Origin of the sequence: Marasmitruncus massiliensis (assembly GCF_900186535.1) — a bacterium.
Lineage (GTDB): Bacteria > Bacillota > Clostridia > Oscillospirales > Ruminococcaceae > Anaerotruncus > Anaerotruncus massiliensis_A.
In genome coordinates, this window is record NZ_FYDE01000005.1 from 383244 (window position 1) to 399928 (window position 16685).

Consider the following 16685-nt stretch of genomic DNA (forward strand, 5'->3'; position numbering starts at 1 on the left):
AATGATCTTGTCTTTATAGCTTTGTGATGCCATACGGCAACAGCTGTGCAGATTCCCAATTCTTGGCGAAAGTGTCCAAATATGCAATTAAAATAAAGCAGTAGAAAGACAATAGGAGCACAACACTCGTTAAAGCGTTATGCTCCTATTGTTAATTTAAACGAATCAAAGAAATCGATGCGCTCTCTTCCTGTGGTGCGGTACATAATCCGGTTCGATGAGGGGGTTGCACGGAAGAATTTTCACTTTTCTAATATTTTAAACTGCTTGCCCTTATATAGAGAGAATGGCTTGTGTTTGGTCGTTCATAGACTTATAAAAAGTGCTGTATTCGTCATATTTCATATTGACAAAAATTGATTTGACATATATACTAATGACGTATCAAATAATATTGATATGAGGTGATCACTTGGCAACCATCTATGAGGAACACGCAAAGGTGTTCAAAGCATTTTGTGATGAAAAACGTTTAAGGATACTCGAACTTCTGCGTGGCGGCGAAAAATGCGCTTGCGTTTTGGTGGGACAGCTGGATTTAGGACAGTCAGGGCTATCTTATCACATGAAAATTTTAGTTGAATCAGGCATTGTGGAGAGTCGGCAGGAAGGCAAATGGACGCATTACAAAATCAGTGAAAATGGCAGCGCCTATGCCGGTATTCTGCTGAAGGAACTGACAACACCGAGCACAGTTTTGGAAGAAAAAATTTGTTGCAATAAATAAAGGCCATCGTCCGAATGGCTTTTATTAAGCAGAATATATCAAAATTATTTGATATATTGCCTCTATATTGAAAAAGTGAGGTTTAATTCCCATGCAAATGCTAAAAGCAATCTGGGACTTTTTCCAATACCAGATTCTCGGCATGAAATGGCTGAATGGGCTGATCGATAGCGGACTTTCCGCCATGGGACTTGATACATCTACCCATCTGATCGGAAGCATTGAGTTTTTTCTTTATGATGTAATCAAGATCACGGTACTGCTGTGCTTCCTGATCTTTCTCATCAGCTACATCCAAAGCTACTTCCCGCCGGAGCGCAGCAAGAAGATTCTCGGACGGTTTCATGGCATCTGGGCAAACTGCATTTCGGCTCTCCTGGGTACGGTGACGCCATTCTGTTCCTGCTCTTCCATACCGCTGTTTATCGGTTTTACGTCCGCAGGACTTCCGGTAGGCGTGACGTTCTCATTTTTGATTTCCTCCCCGATGGTGGACCTTGGCTCGCTGCTCCTGCTGATGAGCATCTTCGGAGCAAAAGTGGCTATCATCTATGTGGGCGTTGGTCTGGCTGTCGCGGTCATTGGCGGTACGATTATCGAGAAGCTGCACATGGAGAGATATGTTGAGAGCTTTATTCTGTCAGCGGGCAGCGTAGATATTGAATCCCCAGACCTGACAAAGAAAGACCGGCTGATCTACGCGAAGGAGCAGATGCTGTCCACCTTTAAAAAAGTCTTTCCCTATATCCTGATTGGCGTAGGGATCGGCGCTGTTATCCACAACTGGATTCCGGAGGAATGGGTATCGCTTGTGCTCGGCAGCAAAAACCCGTTCGGCGTCGTACTGGCAACGCTTGTCGGTGTCCCGATGTACGCTGATATCTTCGGCTCCATTCCAATTGCGGAGGCTCTGCTCTCCAAAGGAGCACAGCTTGGCACCATCCTGTCATTTATGATGGCGGTCACGACTCTGTCTCTGCCGTCCATGATCATGCTCCGTAAGGCGGTTAAACCGAAGCTGCTGGCGCTGTTTATTGCAGTCTGTACGGTCGGCATTATCATTGTTGGTTACTTTTTCAACTCCATTCAGGGCTTGATCATATAGGAGGAACGTATGATGGCAAGAACTTGGTATCCCGTAATCGACTATCTGACCTGTGCGGAGTGCGGTACTTGCATTGCAAAGTGTCCCCACGGTGTTTACGATTCCGCAAAGGCCCCATCACCCGTCGTAACAAATCCGGAAGCCTGCATTGATCACTGCCACGGATGCGGAAATCGCTGTCCGGCTGGCGCAATTACTTATGTTGGAGACGACACCGGCTGGACGCCGCCGAACGGCACACAGGAATCTGAGGAAATCTGCTGTTCCTGCGGATGTGAAGCATCTTCTGAGAAGAAGATTGTCGTCGAGTATCTCTATCTTGATCTACAGACCTGTGACCGCTGCATCGGAACGGACGCTGCGCTTGACGAAGTAATGGCGACACTTTCACCAGCGCTGCGGCTTGCCGGTTTTGATATTGAGTATAACAAAATTGAGATGAAAACGGCAAAACTTGCCGAACGGTTCAAGTTCTTTTCCTCTCCGACGATCCGTGTAAACGGGCAGGATATCTGCGGGCACGTGAAAGAAAACAGTTGCGGATGCTGTAGTGAAATCAGCGGAACAGATGTGGATTGCCGGGTATTTGAATACAATGGGAAAAGCTATGAAGTGCCTCCCAAAGAAATGCTTGCCGAATCAATTCTGAAAACTATATTCGGAACAACCGGCAGCTGTTCCTGCGGCGACTATATTTTACCCGATAACCTGAAAGCCTTTTACGAGGGAAAAACCAGTAAATCAGCATGCTCCTGCGGGGGCAGCTGCTGCTGACAAATAATATTAATTTATAAAGGAGCGTAATGAATATGTCACTGTTTGGAAAGAAAAAGGAAGAAACGGCTTCATGCTGTTGTGCAGGCAGCTGTGATGCGGAAAGCATGGAAAAAGCCGAGAGCGCAAAGGCCGACGGTGCGAGTGTAAAAATCCTCGGCAGCGGCTGTACAAAGTGTAACCAGCTTGAAGCGGCTACAAAAGCGGCACTGGAACAACTCGGTATGGATACAATGATCGACCATGTGAGCGATTTTTCACAGATCGCAGCCTATGGAGTAATGTCTACGCCGGCACTGGTGGTTGACGGTAAAGTAGTTTCATATGGCAAAGTGCTTAAAACGGAAGAGGTCATAAAAATCCTGCAAAAGGTCAGATAGCATCTATGGCGACGTTCTGCACCAGCTTTTGCAATATCGATAATTTTCATTCATTCCGTTTCGGCTGTAACTTCCGGCGAAGATTGCTGATATTGCAACCGTTTCTTTTAGTTGTAACTACCGTATTTCATGCAATAAACGTTTTCTTTATAGACTGAAAAGATTGACAAAGCAGATGTTCACGGTGTACCATATGACTGTAATTGCTATTGTGGTCATATGGTGATGAGGATGCGACAGCGTTTACACAGCAGGAAGAAACCATTATTATTGGAAAATTGAAAAGTGCGGCTCAGGAAAGCGCCTTTTCCCTTGGCATGCGTAAAACGACGGTAGACCAGCTCGTCGCGGCAGCCGGTATTTCCAAGAGTGCCTTTTATAAGTTTTATGATTCCAAGGAGCTGCTGTTCTTCGATGTGATGGAGGATCTGCACACTGAGATTTATAAGACTGCGGCTGCTGCATTGAGTCAAAACCAAGCGCTTTCGGCCGCTGATCGGGCGGCCGAGGCGGTGCTTGCTGCCTGCCGGACCATGGAAAAATCTGGTATGATGGCCTTTGTAGAGCGGGATGTTCTCTATCTCCTGCGCAAGGTGCCGGAGGATTACCAGAAAAAGCACTGTCACAGCGACGAAGTGCATGTCCGGGAACTGCTGGGGACAGCGGGACTTTGTCCAAAGGGAGGCATGGATCTGACCGCTGCTGTAGTCCGGGGACTCATACTCACAATTTCTCATCGGCATGAGATCGGGATTCTTTACCCCCAGGTGCTGGATACGCTGGTGCGCGGCGCCTGTCGGGAACTGTTTTAAAGAGGCTGTCCGGCAAGGACGGCTTCTTTAAGCGAATCTGGTTAGCGTAATCTAACCGAGTTGGATAGATAGAAGGGATGCGGAAATATGACGGACGGGACAAACATTAATTTCTGGCAGCGCATGGCGAAACTTTACGCACCTTTTATGCGAAGCGCGGCTCCGCTGTACGATGCGGTCTGCGGGCGGTGCCGCCCCTATCTCAACCAGAAGATGGATGTACTGGAACTGGCCTGCGGCAGCGGGCAGTTGACCTTCCGGCTGGCGGAAGGTGTCCGATGGTGGGAAGCAACGGACTTTTCGGAAAAGATGCTGGCGGAGGCAATGAAACATCCCGGCCCGCAAAACCTAACTTTTGCGGTACGGGACGCGACGAACCTGCCGTATTCCGACGCTTCTTTTGATGCGGCGCTCATCGCCAACGCTCTGCACGTCATGCCGTCGCCGGAGGGGGCGCTGGCAGAGATCCGCCGCGTTCTAAGGCCCGGCGGTCTTTTATTGGCCCCCACGTTTATCTGGGGGACGGATATTCGGCAGCGCATCAGTACGCGGTTGATGGCGCTGGCGGGTTTTCACGTGTTCTACAAATGGAGCGCCGGGGAATTTGTGGCCTATGTGGAAAAACAGGGCTTTGCGGTACTGGGGCGCGAGATGCTCGGCGGTGGGATTCGGCCCCTATGCTGCCTGATCGCCCGAAAAGTGTGAAAAAAGTCAAAAGGAGCGATGATGGAAATGGCACATGAAGAAATCCGACAGGCATACCAGATGCTGGGTCAGGAGGCAACCGCCTACGACGGTATGATTACCTGCTCCACGTTCTTTGGCAGGATGATCTGTAAACTGGTGTGGGATATGAACAAGGCGGATAATGACCGCTATCTCCAACTGGCGCTTTCCGGAATCCCGGAAGACTTTGCCGGAAAACTGCTGGAGGTTCCCGTGGGCACGGGCGTGCTCACCATGCCGGTGTACCGAAAGCTGGAAAATGCGGATGTGACCTGCTTAGACTACTCGGCGGACATGATGGCTACCGCGCAAAAGCGCGCGGCGGCGTCAAGCCTTTCCCATGTCCGCTTTCTGCGGGGTGACGTTGGTGCACTCCCCTTTGAGGATGAACGCTTTGACACTGTTTTATCCCTGAACGGCTTCCACGCTTTCCCGGACAAGGAAGCGGCTTACCGGGAAACCTTCCGGGTACTGAAACCCGGCGGTGTCTTCTGTGGGTGTTTTTATATCCGGGGCGAAAATCGGAGCACCGACTGGTTTATCCGTCATTTTTACGAGCCGAAAGGCTTTTTCACCCCACCCTTTGAGACGGCAGAGAGCCTGAATAAAAGGCTGGAAAGCCTTTACACAAGCGTAACCCTGGAAACGGTAAAGTCCATGGCGTGCTTTTGCTGCCGAAAGAGGAAAAAGGAAAATGCCTCATAAAGAAAACAAGGACTGCAGGTACTCCGAGGGGAACGATTATACCCCATCCGCATTTCCCGGCAGATTACTTGTAAGAACAGTCGCTGCAGATATGCTCAAATAACCAAGACATTCCATTTACAGCTCCTCTTTGCGTACCGGTCGGCCCTGCTCCAGCTCCAGCAGAGCCTTTTTCATAGAAAGGCCGCCTGCATAACCGGTGAGTGTGCCGTCTGCTCCAATGACTCGATGACACGGAACGGCAATTGTAATTGGGTTTTTGTTGTTTGCCATCCCCACTGCGCGGCTTGCTTTCGGATTGCCGATCGCCACCGCTATCTGCTTGTAGGTACGGGTTTCTCCGTACGGAATCTGGCAAAGCGCATTCCACACGTTCTTTTGAAACGCCGTGCCATTAAGCTCGCATGGGAAGTCGAAGATCCGGCGCTTCCCTTTGAGATACTCGCATATTTGGTGAAAAGCCAGATCCGAAACCGCCGAACGCTCGCTGTCGGCGTCAATCTGATCCACTTTCTTTAAAAGAACAACTGCCGAATCAGTATATCCGATTTTCAGAACTCCGAATTCAAAATTATAGAAGGCGTATCTGCTCATTTTTGATGCTCCTTTCGGTATGCGGCCGGGGATAAGCCTGTCCCGTTTTTGAAGAAACGGTAAAAGGATGATAATCCGCCAAATCCCACGGAATATGCGATATTAATAATCTCGTCATCGGTGTCTGAAAGCAGCCGTTTTATTTCTGCTAAACGCAAATTGCTCACATATTCAGACAGGGTAACACCGTATTCCTCTTTAAAGATTTCAACCATGCGGCGCTGGGATACTCCCAGATGCTGTAGCTCCTGATTCAGTTCACATCGTTTGCTAAATGAATCGTCCAGTAACCGCTTCGCCTTTTCTGCAATTTCTTTGATTGGCTGATAGTCTGAAAGGTCGCTTCTACAGCGCTTGCAGGGACGGAATCCAGCAGCTCTCGCTTGCTGTGCGGTATCAAAAAAGCAAACATTTTCCCGCTTGGGCATTTTGGATTTGCAGGAGGGGCGGCAATAAATTCCGGTGGACTTCACCGCGTAGAAAAAAATGCCATCATAAGACGCATCATTTTCGGATACCGCCTTCCACATTTTTTCCTGCGTCATTTCTTTGCCACCGCCTTTTTCCTTGCTAACGCGTAGTCCCTCATTTCCGGAATCGCACCTCCGGCAATGGCCCAGAGATACAGGCTTGCCACCGTGCCATAGGGAGAGTAACGCCTTGCGTATTTGGAAAATTTTTGCCGGTCGATGCTTCTATGATGATACAGCATCCGCATTCCGCGGTGGATAGCGAGGTCCCCGAAGCTCACAACATCGGGACGCTGCATGCAGAATATCATAATCATTTCAGCAGTCCACACGCCGACCCCTTTCAGGGCCGAAAGCTCTTTTATAACCTGCGTATCAGGCAGAGCGTTGAGTGCCTCTATATTAAATTCTTTGGTTTTTACCTTCTCCGCAAAGTCTTTGATGTACGCGGCCTTTTTAAACGTTATGCCGAGTTTTTGAAGTTCATCCAGTTCCATAGAATATATCGCATCAGCATTGAGAGCCCCAATCCTGTCACGAAGTCTTTGCCAGATAGTTGCTTGCGCACGGGTGGAGATCTGCTGCCCAATGATATGATGAACTACGGAGGAGAAAAGATTATCGTCAACCGTTCGGTATATATGCCCTATCTGGTCAATCGCCGTGCCGAGCAGCTTATCACGGCTTTTTAAGAAGGCAATTTCTTCACTGCCATATTCAAAATACAAAGAATCACCTCCAGTACGATCATTATAGCATTGGTATCCAGGAATTTTCTTCTCAATTTTGGATATTCAATTTATGTAATTTAAATTTCTGCACACCATAGGGAACGGCTATAAATCACTGTGCATGCTAACCCGAGTTGGAGGTTATCGATCTGGCTTATAACCTCTTTTTCTGCATCTGCAATATTGCATAGAATCGCATGGGTTTTCCATTTATCGGGATCTCGGTATATTCCATATAAGCGGCGTTCGTGTTACCAAGCGGATTAAATGGCCATGAGTGAATGATAAGTATCGGTAGAATCTCTACTGGTACTTTTTTATCTGATACAGTGTTCGCAAACATGTGTTAATCATTCTATTGTATATGATTTATAGACATGATTTCAATAGAAAGGTTATTGAAAAAGGTACCATGTGCAAGATGGCGCGGGGCGAGATGGTGCGCTGGCTTGCTGAAAACTCGATAACAAACCCTGCCGATATCAAGGGCTTTGATCGTCTGAGATATACATACCGTGAAGAGCTTTCCAGTCACGATCATTTTGTGTTTATCAAAAAAGGAGGAACCAAAGATCCCGCAAGCTGGTAGCAAAGCGTATGATGATCAATCAGAAAAACACCTTACATCCTCCTATGTTGACTAGGCATACGCGCATAATTCTTTGAGTGCTTTCCGGAAAGCATTCCCGCGGAAAGTATTGTGGCAAATGGTATCGTGAGTAAAATGCTCAGACTTCCCACAAGCGATTGCAAAAACTCAAATATAATTTCTTCTTTGTTCAGCAAGCTGATAAGTGGATAGTTTGAAGAAGCATACATCAGCACAACGGTGAGGGAACTGCCTATATAGGCGAGAATCAGCGTATTCGTCATAGTGCCCATTACATCCCGTCCAATTCGCAGCCCCGACTGTACCAATGCGCCGGCGGAGATGGCTCTGTTATTTTCTTTCAACTCCCAGAGTGGTGAAACAACCGACATGGACATATCCATAATCGCCCCCAAGGCACCGATGGTAATCATGGAAAAAAGAATCGCTTTCACATTTAAATTCTCTATTCCCAGAAGCGAGCTAAGCATATAGGTACCTTCGTTTAAATATCCCGTCAGTTTCATACTTTTGTCCATAACAACTGTAACAAGGCCGGAAAAGAGGACGCCAGTGATACAGCTTAAAGCTGCCGCAAGGCTCTTCCCATTGATCCCGAATACAATCGAATCCGTAACAACAACGATAAAGGCGCAGATTACCGTGCAAGACAGGTAAATATTGCAGCCAGCCTTGATAGCTGGAATAAATACATAGAAAACGGACAGACAGGTAAGCCCCAAAGAAAGAAGCGTACTGATTCCCTTCAGGCCGCCCAACAACAGAATAAACAGGATGAATACCGCGCCGAGGATTGCTATTTTATCGATCCGGAAATAGTACTGGAACAGGTACTGGTCACCGTAAGCGAGCAGAGACACTTTATCGCCAACAGAAATAGGAACGACATTGGAGTCGGGATCGGTTATTTTCTGCACCGCCGTCATGGATGCCTGATTGTCCCCGCCACCCCAAAACGGCCTGGCCGTAAAGGTGATTTCCTGCACGTTCGGCTGAAGCACGTCCTGAACGATATGATCAATTGATAGAACCTTTGCGTATACCATTGTATCCAATTCGGTCTCTTTGTCAAAAACAATACCGGAATGCTGTTGGCCAGACACATAAAGATTGCCGTAATAAACGAAAAGGACCGACAATATTAAAATAAACAGGCGGGCTGCTGCTTGGGCTGCAGTTTTCATAATTCCTCCATATAACGCATCTTATCTTTTCCTTACGTCAAAAGCATATGAGTAAAAAAGAGAAATTATAAATGCTAAAAAAATATAGAAGAAATTTATTCGGACAATATTGATTTTACACTGTGCACCGCGAATACCTGAAACGCCTTTTCCTTTCAGATCGAAGCACAGACTTAATGCAGCAATCAAATCAGGTTATACATGTGAAATTCTGATCATGATTTTACCCGATTGCTTCATCTGATAGGATGTAGATCCCTAATGTATTGTTCTAAAGATCAGTGAGCTGAATAAGAAAACCTATAGTCATGTCAAGGTGTGGCTCAGCCGTCCTTTGCAGGAGAGTAAAACACCCATATGTCAAATTCCCCGCATAAACACACTGTTTATGCGGGGAATTCTGTTGAATTGCATGTACTTATTTGACACGTTCCGCTTTTACATCTTAATGATCATTTTCATAACATCGTCGGGGTGCTCGTCGGCGAAATTTAAGGCTTCCTGATATTGGCTGAACGGGAAAACCTGGCTGACGGTTTTGGAAATTGTAATCTTTCCTTCATTCATTAACCGGATAGCATCTTCGAAATCTTCCCATACATACATCATATGGCCGATCAGGCTGATTTCCCGTCGCTGAACCATCGGAATCTCAAAATTCACAGGCGCTTTGTAGTTACCGGTCAAGATGATTTCGGAATTTGGGCGTGCTGCCGCAATGATATCGGCAAATACTGAAGGAATTGCTACGCAGTCGACGATAACATCTGCTTTTCGATCGCCGAACGCATCTTCGATCGCGTCTTTCAGGGAGCAGGCGGAGGTATTAACCGCATAATCGATTCCGCATTCTTTGGCATAGTCCAGCTTTTTCTGATTGATATCGGTTACCATTACCTTACCCGCGCCCAATCCTTTTGCGGCTTGGGCGACAAAGTTGCCGATCGTACCGGCACCGACTACAACCACATTTCCATCCTTAAACATTTGACTGCGTTTGATGGAGCCTACACCGACTGCCAGCGGCTCAACCAGCGCAACCATTTCGTCCTTCATGTCTTGCGGCACGTGATGGAGATAGCGCGGATCGATTGCAAAATATTCGCAATTGCAGCCGTCCATATGTACGCCGATCACTTTTAAATGTTCACAGACGTTAAACCGGCCTTGCCGGCATGGATAGCATTCCCCGCACGTTACCTGCGGTTCAATCGTCACCTTGTCTCCAACATGAAACCCTTTCACATTTTTCCCGGTCTTTTCAACAATGGCGCATACCTCATGCCCCATCACAACCGGCATGGCACAGTATTTATGTTTTCCATGATAAATTTGCATGTCGCTGGCACATACGCCAAAGCACAATATTTTCAATAAAACCTGATCTTCTGTCAGATCGGGTACAGAAGCCTCTTCGAACTGGAGATGAAAAGGCTCCGCAACTCTAGCTAATTTCATGATGACACTCCTTTACCCATGCCGTATAGATTATTTGTTCACAACATTAGTCGGCGCTTTGGAAACAAAAGCTTTTAAATTCTCAACCGCAATGTCCATTAATCTCTGACGGCTCTCTTTGGGCGCCCAGGAAATATGGGGCGTGATGATGCAGTTTTTCGCATTTAAAAGCGGATTGTCGCCCTGAATCGGTTCGGTTGACACGACATCCAGCCCCGCGGCGTAAACTTTCCCGCTGTTGAGTGCATCCGCAAGGTCCTGCTCCACAATGAGCGGGCCTCTGGAGTTGTTCAGAATAATAACGCCGTCTTTCATCTTCGCAATGGTATCTTTATTAATAACTCCCTGTGTTTCGGGAAATAGGGGGCAATGCAGTGCGATCACATCGGATTTTTGCAGCAGTTCGTCCAGCGCTGCGTATTTGCAGGTGTCACTTTCCAGCGCGGGGTTTTTATAGGCGTCGTATGCAAGCACATTCATGCCAAGAGCCTGAGCCAGCCTGCCGGTTGCCTGACCGATGCGGCCAAACCCGATGATTCCCATCGTTTTGTTCGCCAACTCAATCAGGGGATAATCCCAGAAGCACCAGTCCGCGTTATTTTCCCAGCGCCCCGCATACACCGCGTCGCTGTGGTGAGCAGCATGATGGCAGATTTCCAGCAGCATTGCGATCGCGAACTGTGCAACGGCGCTGGTCCCGTAAGTCGGGATATTGCATACCGGAATTCCCTTTTCCTTTGCTGCGGCTACATCCACTACGTTATAGCCTGTGGCAAGCACGCCAACATACCGGATGGAAGAGCATGCATCAAATACTTCCCTGGGGATGGGTGTCTTATTTGTAATGACCGCCTGCGCGTCCCCGATTCTTTTGATTACTTCTTCGGTATCTTTCAGAGACGTCCTGTCATATACCGTCAGCTCGCCGAGCGCCTCCATCGGCTTCCAGCTCAGGTCGCCGGGGTTTTCCGTATAACCGTCTAAAACTACAATTTTCATAACCAGAATCCTTTCCAATCAGGCAAGTTCAGTCGTCCAACAATGCCCATGCACGGTTAATGGTGCGTTTTGTGTTTGCGAGGATAATATCCGCGTCTTCATCTTTCCACGGTTTTACTTCGAGAGAGAGCACATACGGGTTCTGGGCATTGAAAAATCCTTCTTCTTTTAACACCCTGAAGAAATCCAGCAGTTCATCTGTATCATTTGCGCTGTTGGGGAACCCAAAGCGCGGATGCTGGTCCCCATATGCCTCGCAGCCATCTTTTACGACTGCATTTCCAATATGTAAATGTGTAATGTAAGGGCGAAGTGTGCGGACGACGAACCGGCTGGTTTCATAGGTGGTCGGGAAGTGGGAAAGGTCTACCAACAGCCCGAAATTCGGATGGGTTTTCCGCATATCCGCTGCAAATTCAGCCGCGTACGGTGCGGGGCCAATCAAAGCCGCCTTGTCCATGTCATAGTCGAAAACTTCAAGTTCGACCATCATATTCTTAGTCAGGGCATAATCGCAGACAGCGCGGGTCGTTTTCAGCAGCTGTGCATAATGCTCGTCTTTGTGGTCAGGGACCCATTTCCCGGACAGAAAAGCAACCCCTTTTGCGCCAAGATACTCCGCTTCATCCACTGCTTCCAGCAGTGTGTTCTCGGCTTTTTTCCGCTCTTCCTCTTCAAGCGCGTTCGGATTCAGCTTTGGCCCGAGAAGCCTGGGCTGTGCACCGTAGCACACCTTTAAATGCGACTGCGCCAGCAGGTTTTTTGCCTGCTCCCGCAGTGAATCGTCTGCGATTCTGCCGATTTCCAGGGCATCAAAAAATTCATCGCATGCAATCGTCTTAATGGATTCCAGTAATGGATAGGCCGGGTGGCTCATCCACTGGATGGTACCAATTTGGAAATACTTGTGTATGGAATCTCTCATAACCAAAACCCCCTGTAACTTTCTGTTATACTTTATTTTCGTGATACGGCGCGTTCCGCCGCCGAAGCAATGGCGTCAACATCCAGCCCGTATTTTTTCAGCAGGTCACTGTAGGCGCCGGACTCGCCGTGGCAGTCTTTCATACCGATCATTTCAACCGGCACGCCGATTCCTTCCTGCGCAAGGACTTCGGAAACCGCACTGCCTAATCCGCCGATGATGTTATGTTCCTCAGCGGTCACGATCGCCCCGGTTTCTTCCGCCGCTTTTCTGACAATCCCGCGGTCAATCGGTTTAATGCAGAACATATCCACAATTCGGGCAGAAATTCCCTTACCGGCAAGAATTGCGGCTGCTTCCACAGCTTCACTCACCATCAGGCCGCAGGCAATAATAGTCACATCGGTGCCTGCATGTACCTCTGCTCCTTTTCCGATTTCAAAGTTGTAATTTGCAGGATGGCACACAGGTACAGCGTCTCTGGAAAGCCGGATATACATTGGCTGATTGACTTCAACCGCCGTTTTCACCATCCACTCGGTGATGATCTCATCGGAAGCAACCATCACCGTGATATTCGGCAGAGCACGCATAACCGCAATGTCCTCCAGTGAATGATGGGTTGCGCCGTCATAGGCGTCGGACAACCCGCTGTAACCGCCCATCATTTTAATATTGAGGCCGGAATAGGACATATACGCCCGCGCGCCGAGAGAACCAAGAGTGGTAAGAAACACCGCGAAGGTGTTCACAAACGGTATTTTCCCGTTTCTTGCCATTCCTGCCGCAATTCCAACCATCGCGTATTCCGCAATACCGCAGTTAAAGAATCTTTCGGGATACGCCTGCCCGAAGACAGACGATTTCGTAGAGCTGGAAACATCCGCGTCTAAAACAACAATATTCGAGTTTTCCGCGCCGTACTTTTTGAGACACTCCCCATAGACATCACGAATTGCTTTGGACATCAGGATTCACCCCCCAGTTCTTTCATTGCCTTAGCATAAGAGGCATCGTCGATTGGTTTGCCATGCCAGGCGTTTTGACCCTCCATAAAGGAAACACCCTTGCCTTTAATGGTATTGGCCAAAATGATGGAAGGCTGGCCTTTATGGCTTTTTGCCTGATCAATCGCATCGCAGAGGGCGGATACATCGTGCCCGTCACAGGAAATCGTATGATAGCCGAACGCCTCAAATTTTCTCCCCACATCGCCCATCGGCATAATCGCGTCGGTTGTGCCGTCCAGCTGAACCTTATTCCAGTCCAGGATGGAGATCAGATGGTCCGCCTTATACTTTGCGGCATTTTCACAGGTCTCCCAGACAACACCCTCGTTGATCTCGCCGTCGCCCAGAATCGCGTAGGTATAGGCATCCATGTTGTTCAGTCTGTCGGACAGTGCCATTCCCAAAGCGACCGGATAACCGGCTCCGAGCGGCCCGGTGGAAACTTCTACGCCGGGGGTGTCCTTAGAGCAGGGGTGGCCCTGAAGCATGCTGTTGATCTGCCGCAGGTTTTTCATCTCTTCCACAGGGAAGAATCCCTTTTCCGCAAGGACACGGTAGAGCATCGGTGCCGCGTGGCCTTTGCATAATACAACCTTATCCCGGGTTGGTTCAGACATGTTTTTCGGGGAAATATTTGCCTTTTCAAAATAAACAGCTGTCAGAATTTCACAAACGGAAAGCGAACCTCCCGGATGGCCGGTCTGAATACGATGCAGAGCGGTAATTACATCTTTACGAAACTGAAGGCATACCTGCTCCAGTTCGTTTTTCCGTTGAGAGGTAATACTCATGTTGATTCTCCTACAATTAAATATTTAAGCCGATTTTCTTTTGGCGTATTTTCTTGCTGAAGAGAGGGACAAATACAAACAGCAAAGAAATAATTAAGCAGACAACCGCGATGGGGTGCTGCAAAATCATGGCAAAGTTTCCGTTTTCGGAAATCATGCCCATCCGGTAATATTTCTCAATCAGCGGACCAAGAATAAAGCCCAGAATAATAGGCGCCATATCGACCCCGAGTTGATCCAAAATATAGGCCAGGATACCGGTGACGATCAGAATCCAAATATCAAAGGTACGGTTGTTCAGTGCGAATACTCCCAGCACGCAAAACATGACAATTGCAGGGAAGAGGATGGAAAATTTTACATTGACCGCTTTGACAAAAATGTTCATCAGCCCAAGTTCCATCACATACATGACAATGTTGGCAAGAAAATAGGAGACCATAATGGTGCCCACAATATCAATATTCTGTGTGAACAAGAGCGGGCCGGGCTGGAGCCCCTGAATCATTAAACCGCCTATCAGTGCGGCAGTGGTCAGATCGCCGGGAATGCCAAGGGTAATCAGCGGAATCAATGCCCCGCCGTTGACCGCATTATTGGAAACCTCCGAAGCGCAGATTCCTTCTGCGGAACCGTGCCCGAATTTTTCCGGGTGCTTTGACATTGCTTTTGCCTGATTGTAAGAAATCAGAGTGGAAGCGTTTTGTCCAATGCCCGGCAGAATTCCAATTCCGGTACCTATCAGACAGCCAAGTGTGAGTGGTTTCAGGCAGTCCTTCATTTCACTTAACGGCGGTAAGAATGAAATCTTACCCAAATGAATTTTCATTTTTGGCTTGCCAAGATCCCGGGATTGATTAAAAATCTCACGGATCGCGAACAGTCCCATCATCAACGCTGTGGACTGAAGGCCGCTTTGCAGCTGCCATGCGCCGAAGGTCAGACGGGAAACGCCGGAAACCGCGTCCAACCCGATACAGCCGACGATCAGGCCGATCAGGGCGCCAATCAGGCCCTTTAAAAAATCGTTGGACGACATGGTGACGACTACCATCAACCCAAGGAAAGCCACCGCGAAGTATTCCCAGTTGCCAAAAATTAAAGATACCTTGGCCAATTGCGGCGCAATCGCAAATAGGGCTACCGCAGAGAATGTTCCGCCGATGAGGGAGGCAAAAACACCTATTGCCAAAGCCTGGCCCGGCTTTCCGCTTTTCGCCATCGGATATCCGTCGTAACAGGTGAAAATGGATGAAGGAGTACCTGGAATATTAATCAGGGTTGCTGTAATCAGGCCTCCGCTGATTCCGCCTACATAAATGGCAACCAGCAAAGTAAGGCCTTGGATCGGTGTCATAGTAAAAGTAAAGGGAATCATTAGCGCCACGCCCAAAGTTGCCGTCAGCCCGGGAATACATCCGAATACGATTCCGAAAAAGATGCCAAAGAACAGCAAGGCAAGCGATATCGGATCCGAAAACAAGGCGGTAAAGCCTGCTATAATAGCATTCATGCCTGATATCCTCCGTATTTCCTTTCATTTTAAGCTGCAGAGAACCAGACTCTGCAGCTTAAAATTTTTGAGTTTCAGTAATACTTTATTTGGATGAGCTTTCTGTCCCCATCATTTCTTCAAAAACAGGATAAAGCGTATCAGCCCACTTGGAAACTTTGAGCTGCATTTCATCGCCTCTTACAAAGTTTACTTCCAAGCCAAGGTCCTCAACCGACTTTATAAATTCCTCGTTCTTAGTGACCTCTTCGATAGCATCGGCCAATATGTTGATGACGGCAGGATCGGTATCTTTCGGGGCATAGTAGCCGCGCGGTTTAGTGGTCGTGATGTCATAGCCCAATTCCTGGGTGCACTGAATTTCCGGCAATGCTTTTGCCCTGCGGTCGCCGATTACCATCAGCGGAATGGTGTCTCCGGAGGCAACAGATGAACGGATGTCGGAACTGGAATTTGTTTCCATCTGGATATGATTCCCCATCAGGGCTGTCTTGGAGGCGGATCCTCCGTCATAGGGGACAAGCGTAACGTCGTCCTTAATGCCCAGTGCTTCCAGGACACGGAGTGTGTCGCCATAGTTAACATTCTGCGCACCGGTAGTGCCCCACTTTACTTCACCCGGATGCGCCTTGATGTAGGCAACCGCTTCGTCGATGGTCTTCCATCCGCTTTGTTTGTTTGTGGAAATCACGTTAAAATCATCCACGACGCCGCAGATCATTTCCATTTCACTCCACAATGCATCCGGCGCAGTTCCGTTTAAAGTGTAGGAAACAACATCCATCGGATTGTGGGCCAGAATTGTATAACCGTCATTCGAAGAGGTAGCAGCCTGCTGGCATCCGATATAGCCTGCCGCACCTTCTACGTTGATCGCGACCAGATTCTGGTCGTTTGGAAGTTTAATATATTTCATGATAGCGCGAGTCAGAATATCCGAGCCGCCGCCCGGAGCATAAGGGATAATGACCTGAACCGGTTTCTTGGGGTAATCGGTCGTTGCCGGAGTTTCAGCAACAGATGATGCAGGGGCCGAACTGGATGGAGCCGATTGAGCCTTGCTGCTGGATGCGGGCGCTGAGCTGCAAGCAGTCATGGATGAGGCTGCCAGCGCCAAACCCAATGCCAGAGAGACCAAACTTCTTGCTTTCATTTTTGAGTTCCTCCCAAT

At 48.3% G+C, this 16685-nt stretch carries 19 protein-coding genes; 8 read left to right on the plus strand and 11 right to left on the minus strand.

The window, feature by feature from the left end; genetic code table 11:
* The first annotated feature begins 412 nt into the window (after positions 1–412).
* The 7 genes from C1A10_RS09820 (at position 413) to C1A10_RS09850 (ending at position 5229) form a co-directional block, all read left to right on the plus strand.
* Positions 413–727, plus strand: a complete 315-nt coding sequence (locus C1A10_RS09820) for an ArsR/SmtB family transcription factor (protein WP_101910095.1) — start codon at positions 413–415, stop codon at positions 725–727.
* 91 nt (positions 728–818) lie between these two features.
* Positions 819–1832, plus strand: coding sequence for a permease (locus C1A10_RS09825; protein ID WP_101910096.1), 1014 nt, complete (start codon positions 819–821; stop codon positions 1830–1832).
* A gap of 12 nt (positions 1833–1844) precedes the next feature.
* Positions 1845–2606: a DUF2703 domain-containing protein gene (locus tag C1A10_RS09830; RefSeq protein WP_101910097.1), complete on the plus strand. Its 762-nt coding sequence runs from the start codon at positions 1845–1847 to the stop codon at positions 2604–2606.
* A gap of 35 nt (positions 2607–2641) precedes the next feature.
* Positions 2642–2986, plus strand: a complete 345-nt coding sequence (locus C1A10_RS09835) for a thioredoxin family protein (RefSeq protein WP_101910098.1) — start codon at positions 2642–2644, stop codon at positions 2984–2986.
* Positions 2987–3195: 209 nt separating this feature from the next.
* Entirely contained in the window at positions 3196–3798 is a 603-nt protein-coding gene (locus tag C1A10_RS09840; RefSeq protein ID WP_242968905.1) for a TetR/AcrR family transcriptional regulator, read from the plus strand.
* Between the two features lie 87 nt (positions 3799–3885).
* Entirely contained in the window at positions 3886–4503 is a 618-nt protein-coding gene (locus tag C1A10_RS09845; RefSeq protein WP_101910099.1) for a class I SAM-dependent methyltransferase, read from the plus strand.
* Positions 4504–4530: 27 nt separating this feature from the next.
* Positions 4531–5229, plus strand: a complete 699-nt coding sequence (locus C1A10_RS09850) for a class I SAM-dependent methyltransferase (RefSeq protein WP_207654724.1) — start codon at positions 4531–4533, stop codon at positions 5227–5229.
* 117 nt (positions 5230–5346) lie between these two features.
* Here the strand turns inward: C1A10_RS09850 and C1A10_RS09855 are convergent, their stop codons facing one another.
* From C1A10_RS09855 to C1A10_RS09865, 3 genes are read right to left on the minus strand one after another with little or no spacing between them, the layout of a single operon-like run.
* Positions 5347–5823 (minus strand): methylated-DNA--[protein]-cysteine S-methyltransferase, encoded by a 477-nt coding sequence (locus C1A10_RS09855; RefSeq protein WP_101910101.1) that lies wholly within the window; start codon positions 5821–5823, stop codon positions 5347–5349.
* Positions 5820–6368, minus strand: a complete 549-nt coding sequence (locus tag C1A10_RS09860; protein ID WP_101910102.1) for a bifunctional transcriptional activator/DNA repair enzyme AdaA — start codon at positions 6366–6368, stop codon at positions 5820–5822. Before C1A10_RS09860 ends, C1A10_RS09855 begins: the two co-directional genes overlap by 4 nt.
* Positions 6365–7021, minus strand: coding sequence for a DNA-3-methyladenine glycosylase family protein (locus tag C1A10_RS09865; protein WP_101910103.1), 657 nt, complete (start codon positions 7019–7021; stop codon positions 6365–6367). Before C1A10_RS09865 ends, C1A10_RS09860 begins: the two co-directional genes overlap by 4 nt.
* Before the next feature lie 367 nt (positions 7022–7388).
* On the opposite strand from C1A10_RS09865, the gene yaaA reads away from it, so the two are divergent.
* Positions 7389–7613, plus strand: a complete 225-nt coding sequence (gene yaaA / locus C1A10_RS09875) for a peroxide stress protein YaaA (RefSeq protein WP_101911622.1) — start codon at positions 7389–7391, stop codon at positions 7611–7613.
* Positions 7614–7645: 32 nt separating this feature from the next.
* Here the strand turns inward: yaaA and C1A10_RS09880 are convergent, their stop codons facing one another.
* The 8 genes from C1A10_RS09880 to C1A10_RS09915 all read right to left on the minus strand — a co-directional run bounded on the left by C1A10_RS09880 (position 7646) and on the right by C1A10_RS09915 (position 16667).
* On the minus strand, positions 7646–8818 hold the full coding sequence (locus tag C1A10_RS09880) for a YibE/F family protein (protein WP_101910105.1): 1173 nt from the start codon (positions 8816–8818) through the stop codon (positions 7646–7648).
* A 438-nt stretch (positions 8819–9256) separates the two neighbouring features.
* A complete protein-coding gene (locus tag C1A10_RS09885) occupies positions 9257–10276 on the minus strand; it encodes a zinc-dependent alcohol dehydrogenase (protein WP_101910106.1) in 1020 nt (339 codons plus the stop codon).
* 30 nt (positions 10277–10306) lie between these two features.
* Positions 10307–11275 carry a D-2-hydroxyacid dehydrogenase gene (locus C1A10_RS09890; RefSeq protein WP_101910107.1) on the minus strand — a complete coding sequence of 323 codons (969 nt, stop codon included), beginning with the start codon at positions 11273–11275 and terminating at the stop codon, positions 10307–10309.
* Between the two features lie 28 nt (positions 11276–11303).
* A complete protein-coding gene (locus C1A10_RS09895) occupies positions 11304–12200 on the minus strand; it encodes a sugar phosphate isomerase/epimerase family protein (protein ID WP_101910108.1) in 897 nt (298 codons plus the stop codon).
* A 32-nt stretch (positions 12201–12232) separates the two neighbouring features.
* The gene (locus C1A10_RS09900; protein WP_101910109.1) at positions 12233–13168 is read right to left on the minus strand and encodes a transketolase family protein; all 936 of its coding nucleotides are present in this window, start codon (positions 13166–13168) and stop codon (positions 12233–12235) included.
* Positions 13168–14001 (minus strand): transketolase, encoded by an 834-nt coding sequence (locus C1A10_RS09905; RefSeq protein ID WP_341456905.1) that lies wholly within the window; start codon positions 13999–14001, stop codon positions 13168–13170. The genes C1A10_RS09900 and C1A10_RS09905 overlap by 1 nt, the downstream gene beginning before the upstream one ends.
* Before the next feature lie 16 nt (positions 14002–14017).
* Positions 14018–15514 (minus strand): tripartite tricarboxylate transporter permease, encoded by a 1497-nt coding sequence (locus C1A10_RS09910; RefSeq protein WP_101910110.1) that lies wholly within the window; start codon positions 15512–15514, stop codon positions 14018–14020.
* An 85-nt stretch (positions 15515–15599) separates the two neighbouring features.
* A complete protein-coding gene (locus C1A10_RS09915; protein WP_101910111.1) occupies positions 15600–16667 on the minus strand; it encodes a tripartite tricarboxylate transporter substrate binding protein in 1068 nt (355 codons plus the stop codon).
* Between the last annotated feature and the right edge of the window lie 18 nt (positions 16668–16685).

Coding starts and splice junctions, on each gene's coding strand:
- C1A10_RS09825 (WP_101910096.1), top strand. CDS start 819: ATGCAAATGCTAAAAGCAATCTGGGACTTTTTCCAATACCAGATTCTC.
- C1A10_RS09830 (WP_101910097.1), top strand. CDS start 1,845: ATGGCAAGAACTTGGTATCCCGTAATCGACTATCTGACCTGTGCGGAG.
- C1A10_RS09835 (WP_101910098.1), top strand. CDS start 2,642: ATGTCACTGTTTGGAAAGAAAAAGGAAGAAACGGCTTCATGCTGTTGT.
- C1A10_RS09845 (WP_101910099.1), top strand. CDS start 3,886: ATGACGGACGGGACAAACATTAATTTCTGGCAGCGCATGGCGAAACTT.
- C1A10_RS09850 (WP_207654724.1), top strand. CDS start 4,531: ATGGCACATGAAGAAATCCGACAGGCATACCAGATGCTGGGTCAGGAG.
- C1A10_RS09855 (WP_101910101.1), bottom strand. CDS start 5,823: ATGAGCAGATACGCCTTCTATAATTTTGAATTCGGAGTTCTGAAAATC.
- C1A10_RS09860 (WP_101910102.1), bottom strand. CDS start 6,368: ATGACGCAGGAAAAAATGTGGAAGGCGGTATCCGAAAATGATGCGTCT.
- yaaA (WP_101911622.1), top strand. CDS start 7,389: ATGATTTATAGACATGATTTCAATAGAAAGGTTATTGAAAAAGGTACC.
- C1A10_RS09880 (WP_101910105.1), bottom strand. CDS start 8,818: ATGAAAACTGCAGCCCAAGCAGCAGCCCGCCTGTTTATTTTAATATTG.
- C1A10_RS09885 (WP_101910106.1), bottom strand. CDS start 10,276: ATGAAATTAGCTAGAGTTGCGGAGCCTTTTCATCTCCAGTTCGAAGAG.
- C1A10_RS09890 (WP_101910107.1), bottom strand. CDS start 11,275: ATGAAAATTGTAGTTTTAGACGGTTATACGGAAAACCCCGGCGACCTG.
- C1A10_RS09895 (WP_101910108.1), bottom strand. CDS start 12,200: ATGAGAGATTCCATACACAAGTATTTCCAAATTGGTACCATCCAGTGG.
- C1A10_RS09900 (WP_101910109.1), bottom strand. CDS start 13,168: ATGTCCAAAGCAATTCGTGATGTCTATGGGGAGTGTCTCAAAAAGTAC.
- C1A10_RS09905 (WP_341456905.1), bottom strand. CDS start 14,001: ATGAGTATTACCTCTCAACGGAAAAACGAACTGGAGCAGGTATGCCTT.
- C1A10_RS09910 (WP_101910110.1), bottom strand. CDS start 15,514: ATGAATGCTATTATAGCAGGCTTTACCGCCTTGTTTTCGGATCCGATA.
- C1A10_RS09915 (WP_101910111.1), bottom strand. CDS start 16,667: ATGAAAGCAAGAAGTTTGGTCTCTCTGGCATTGGGTTTGGCGCTGGCA.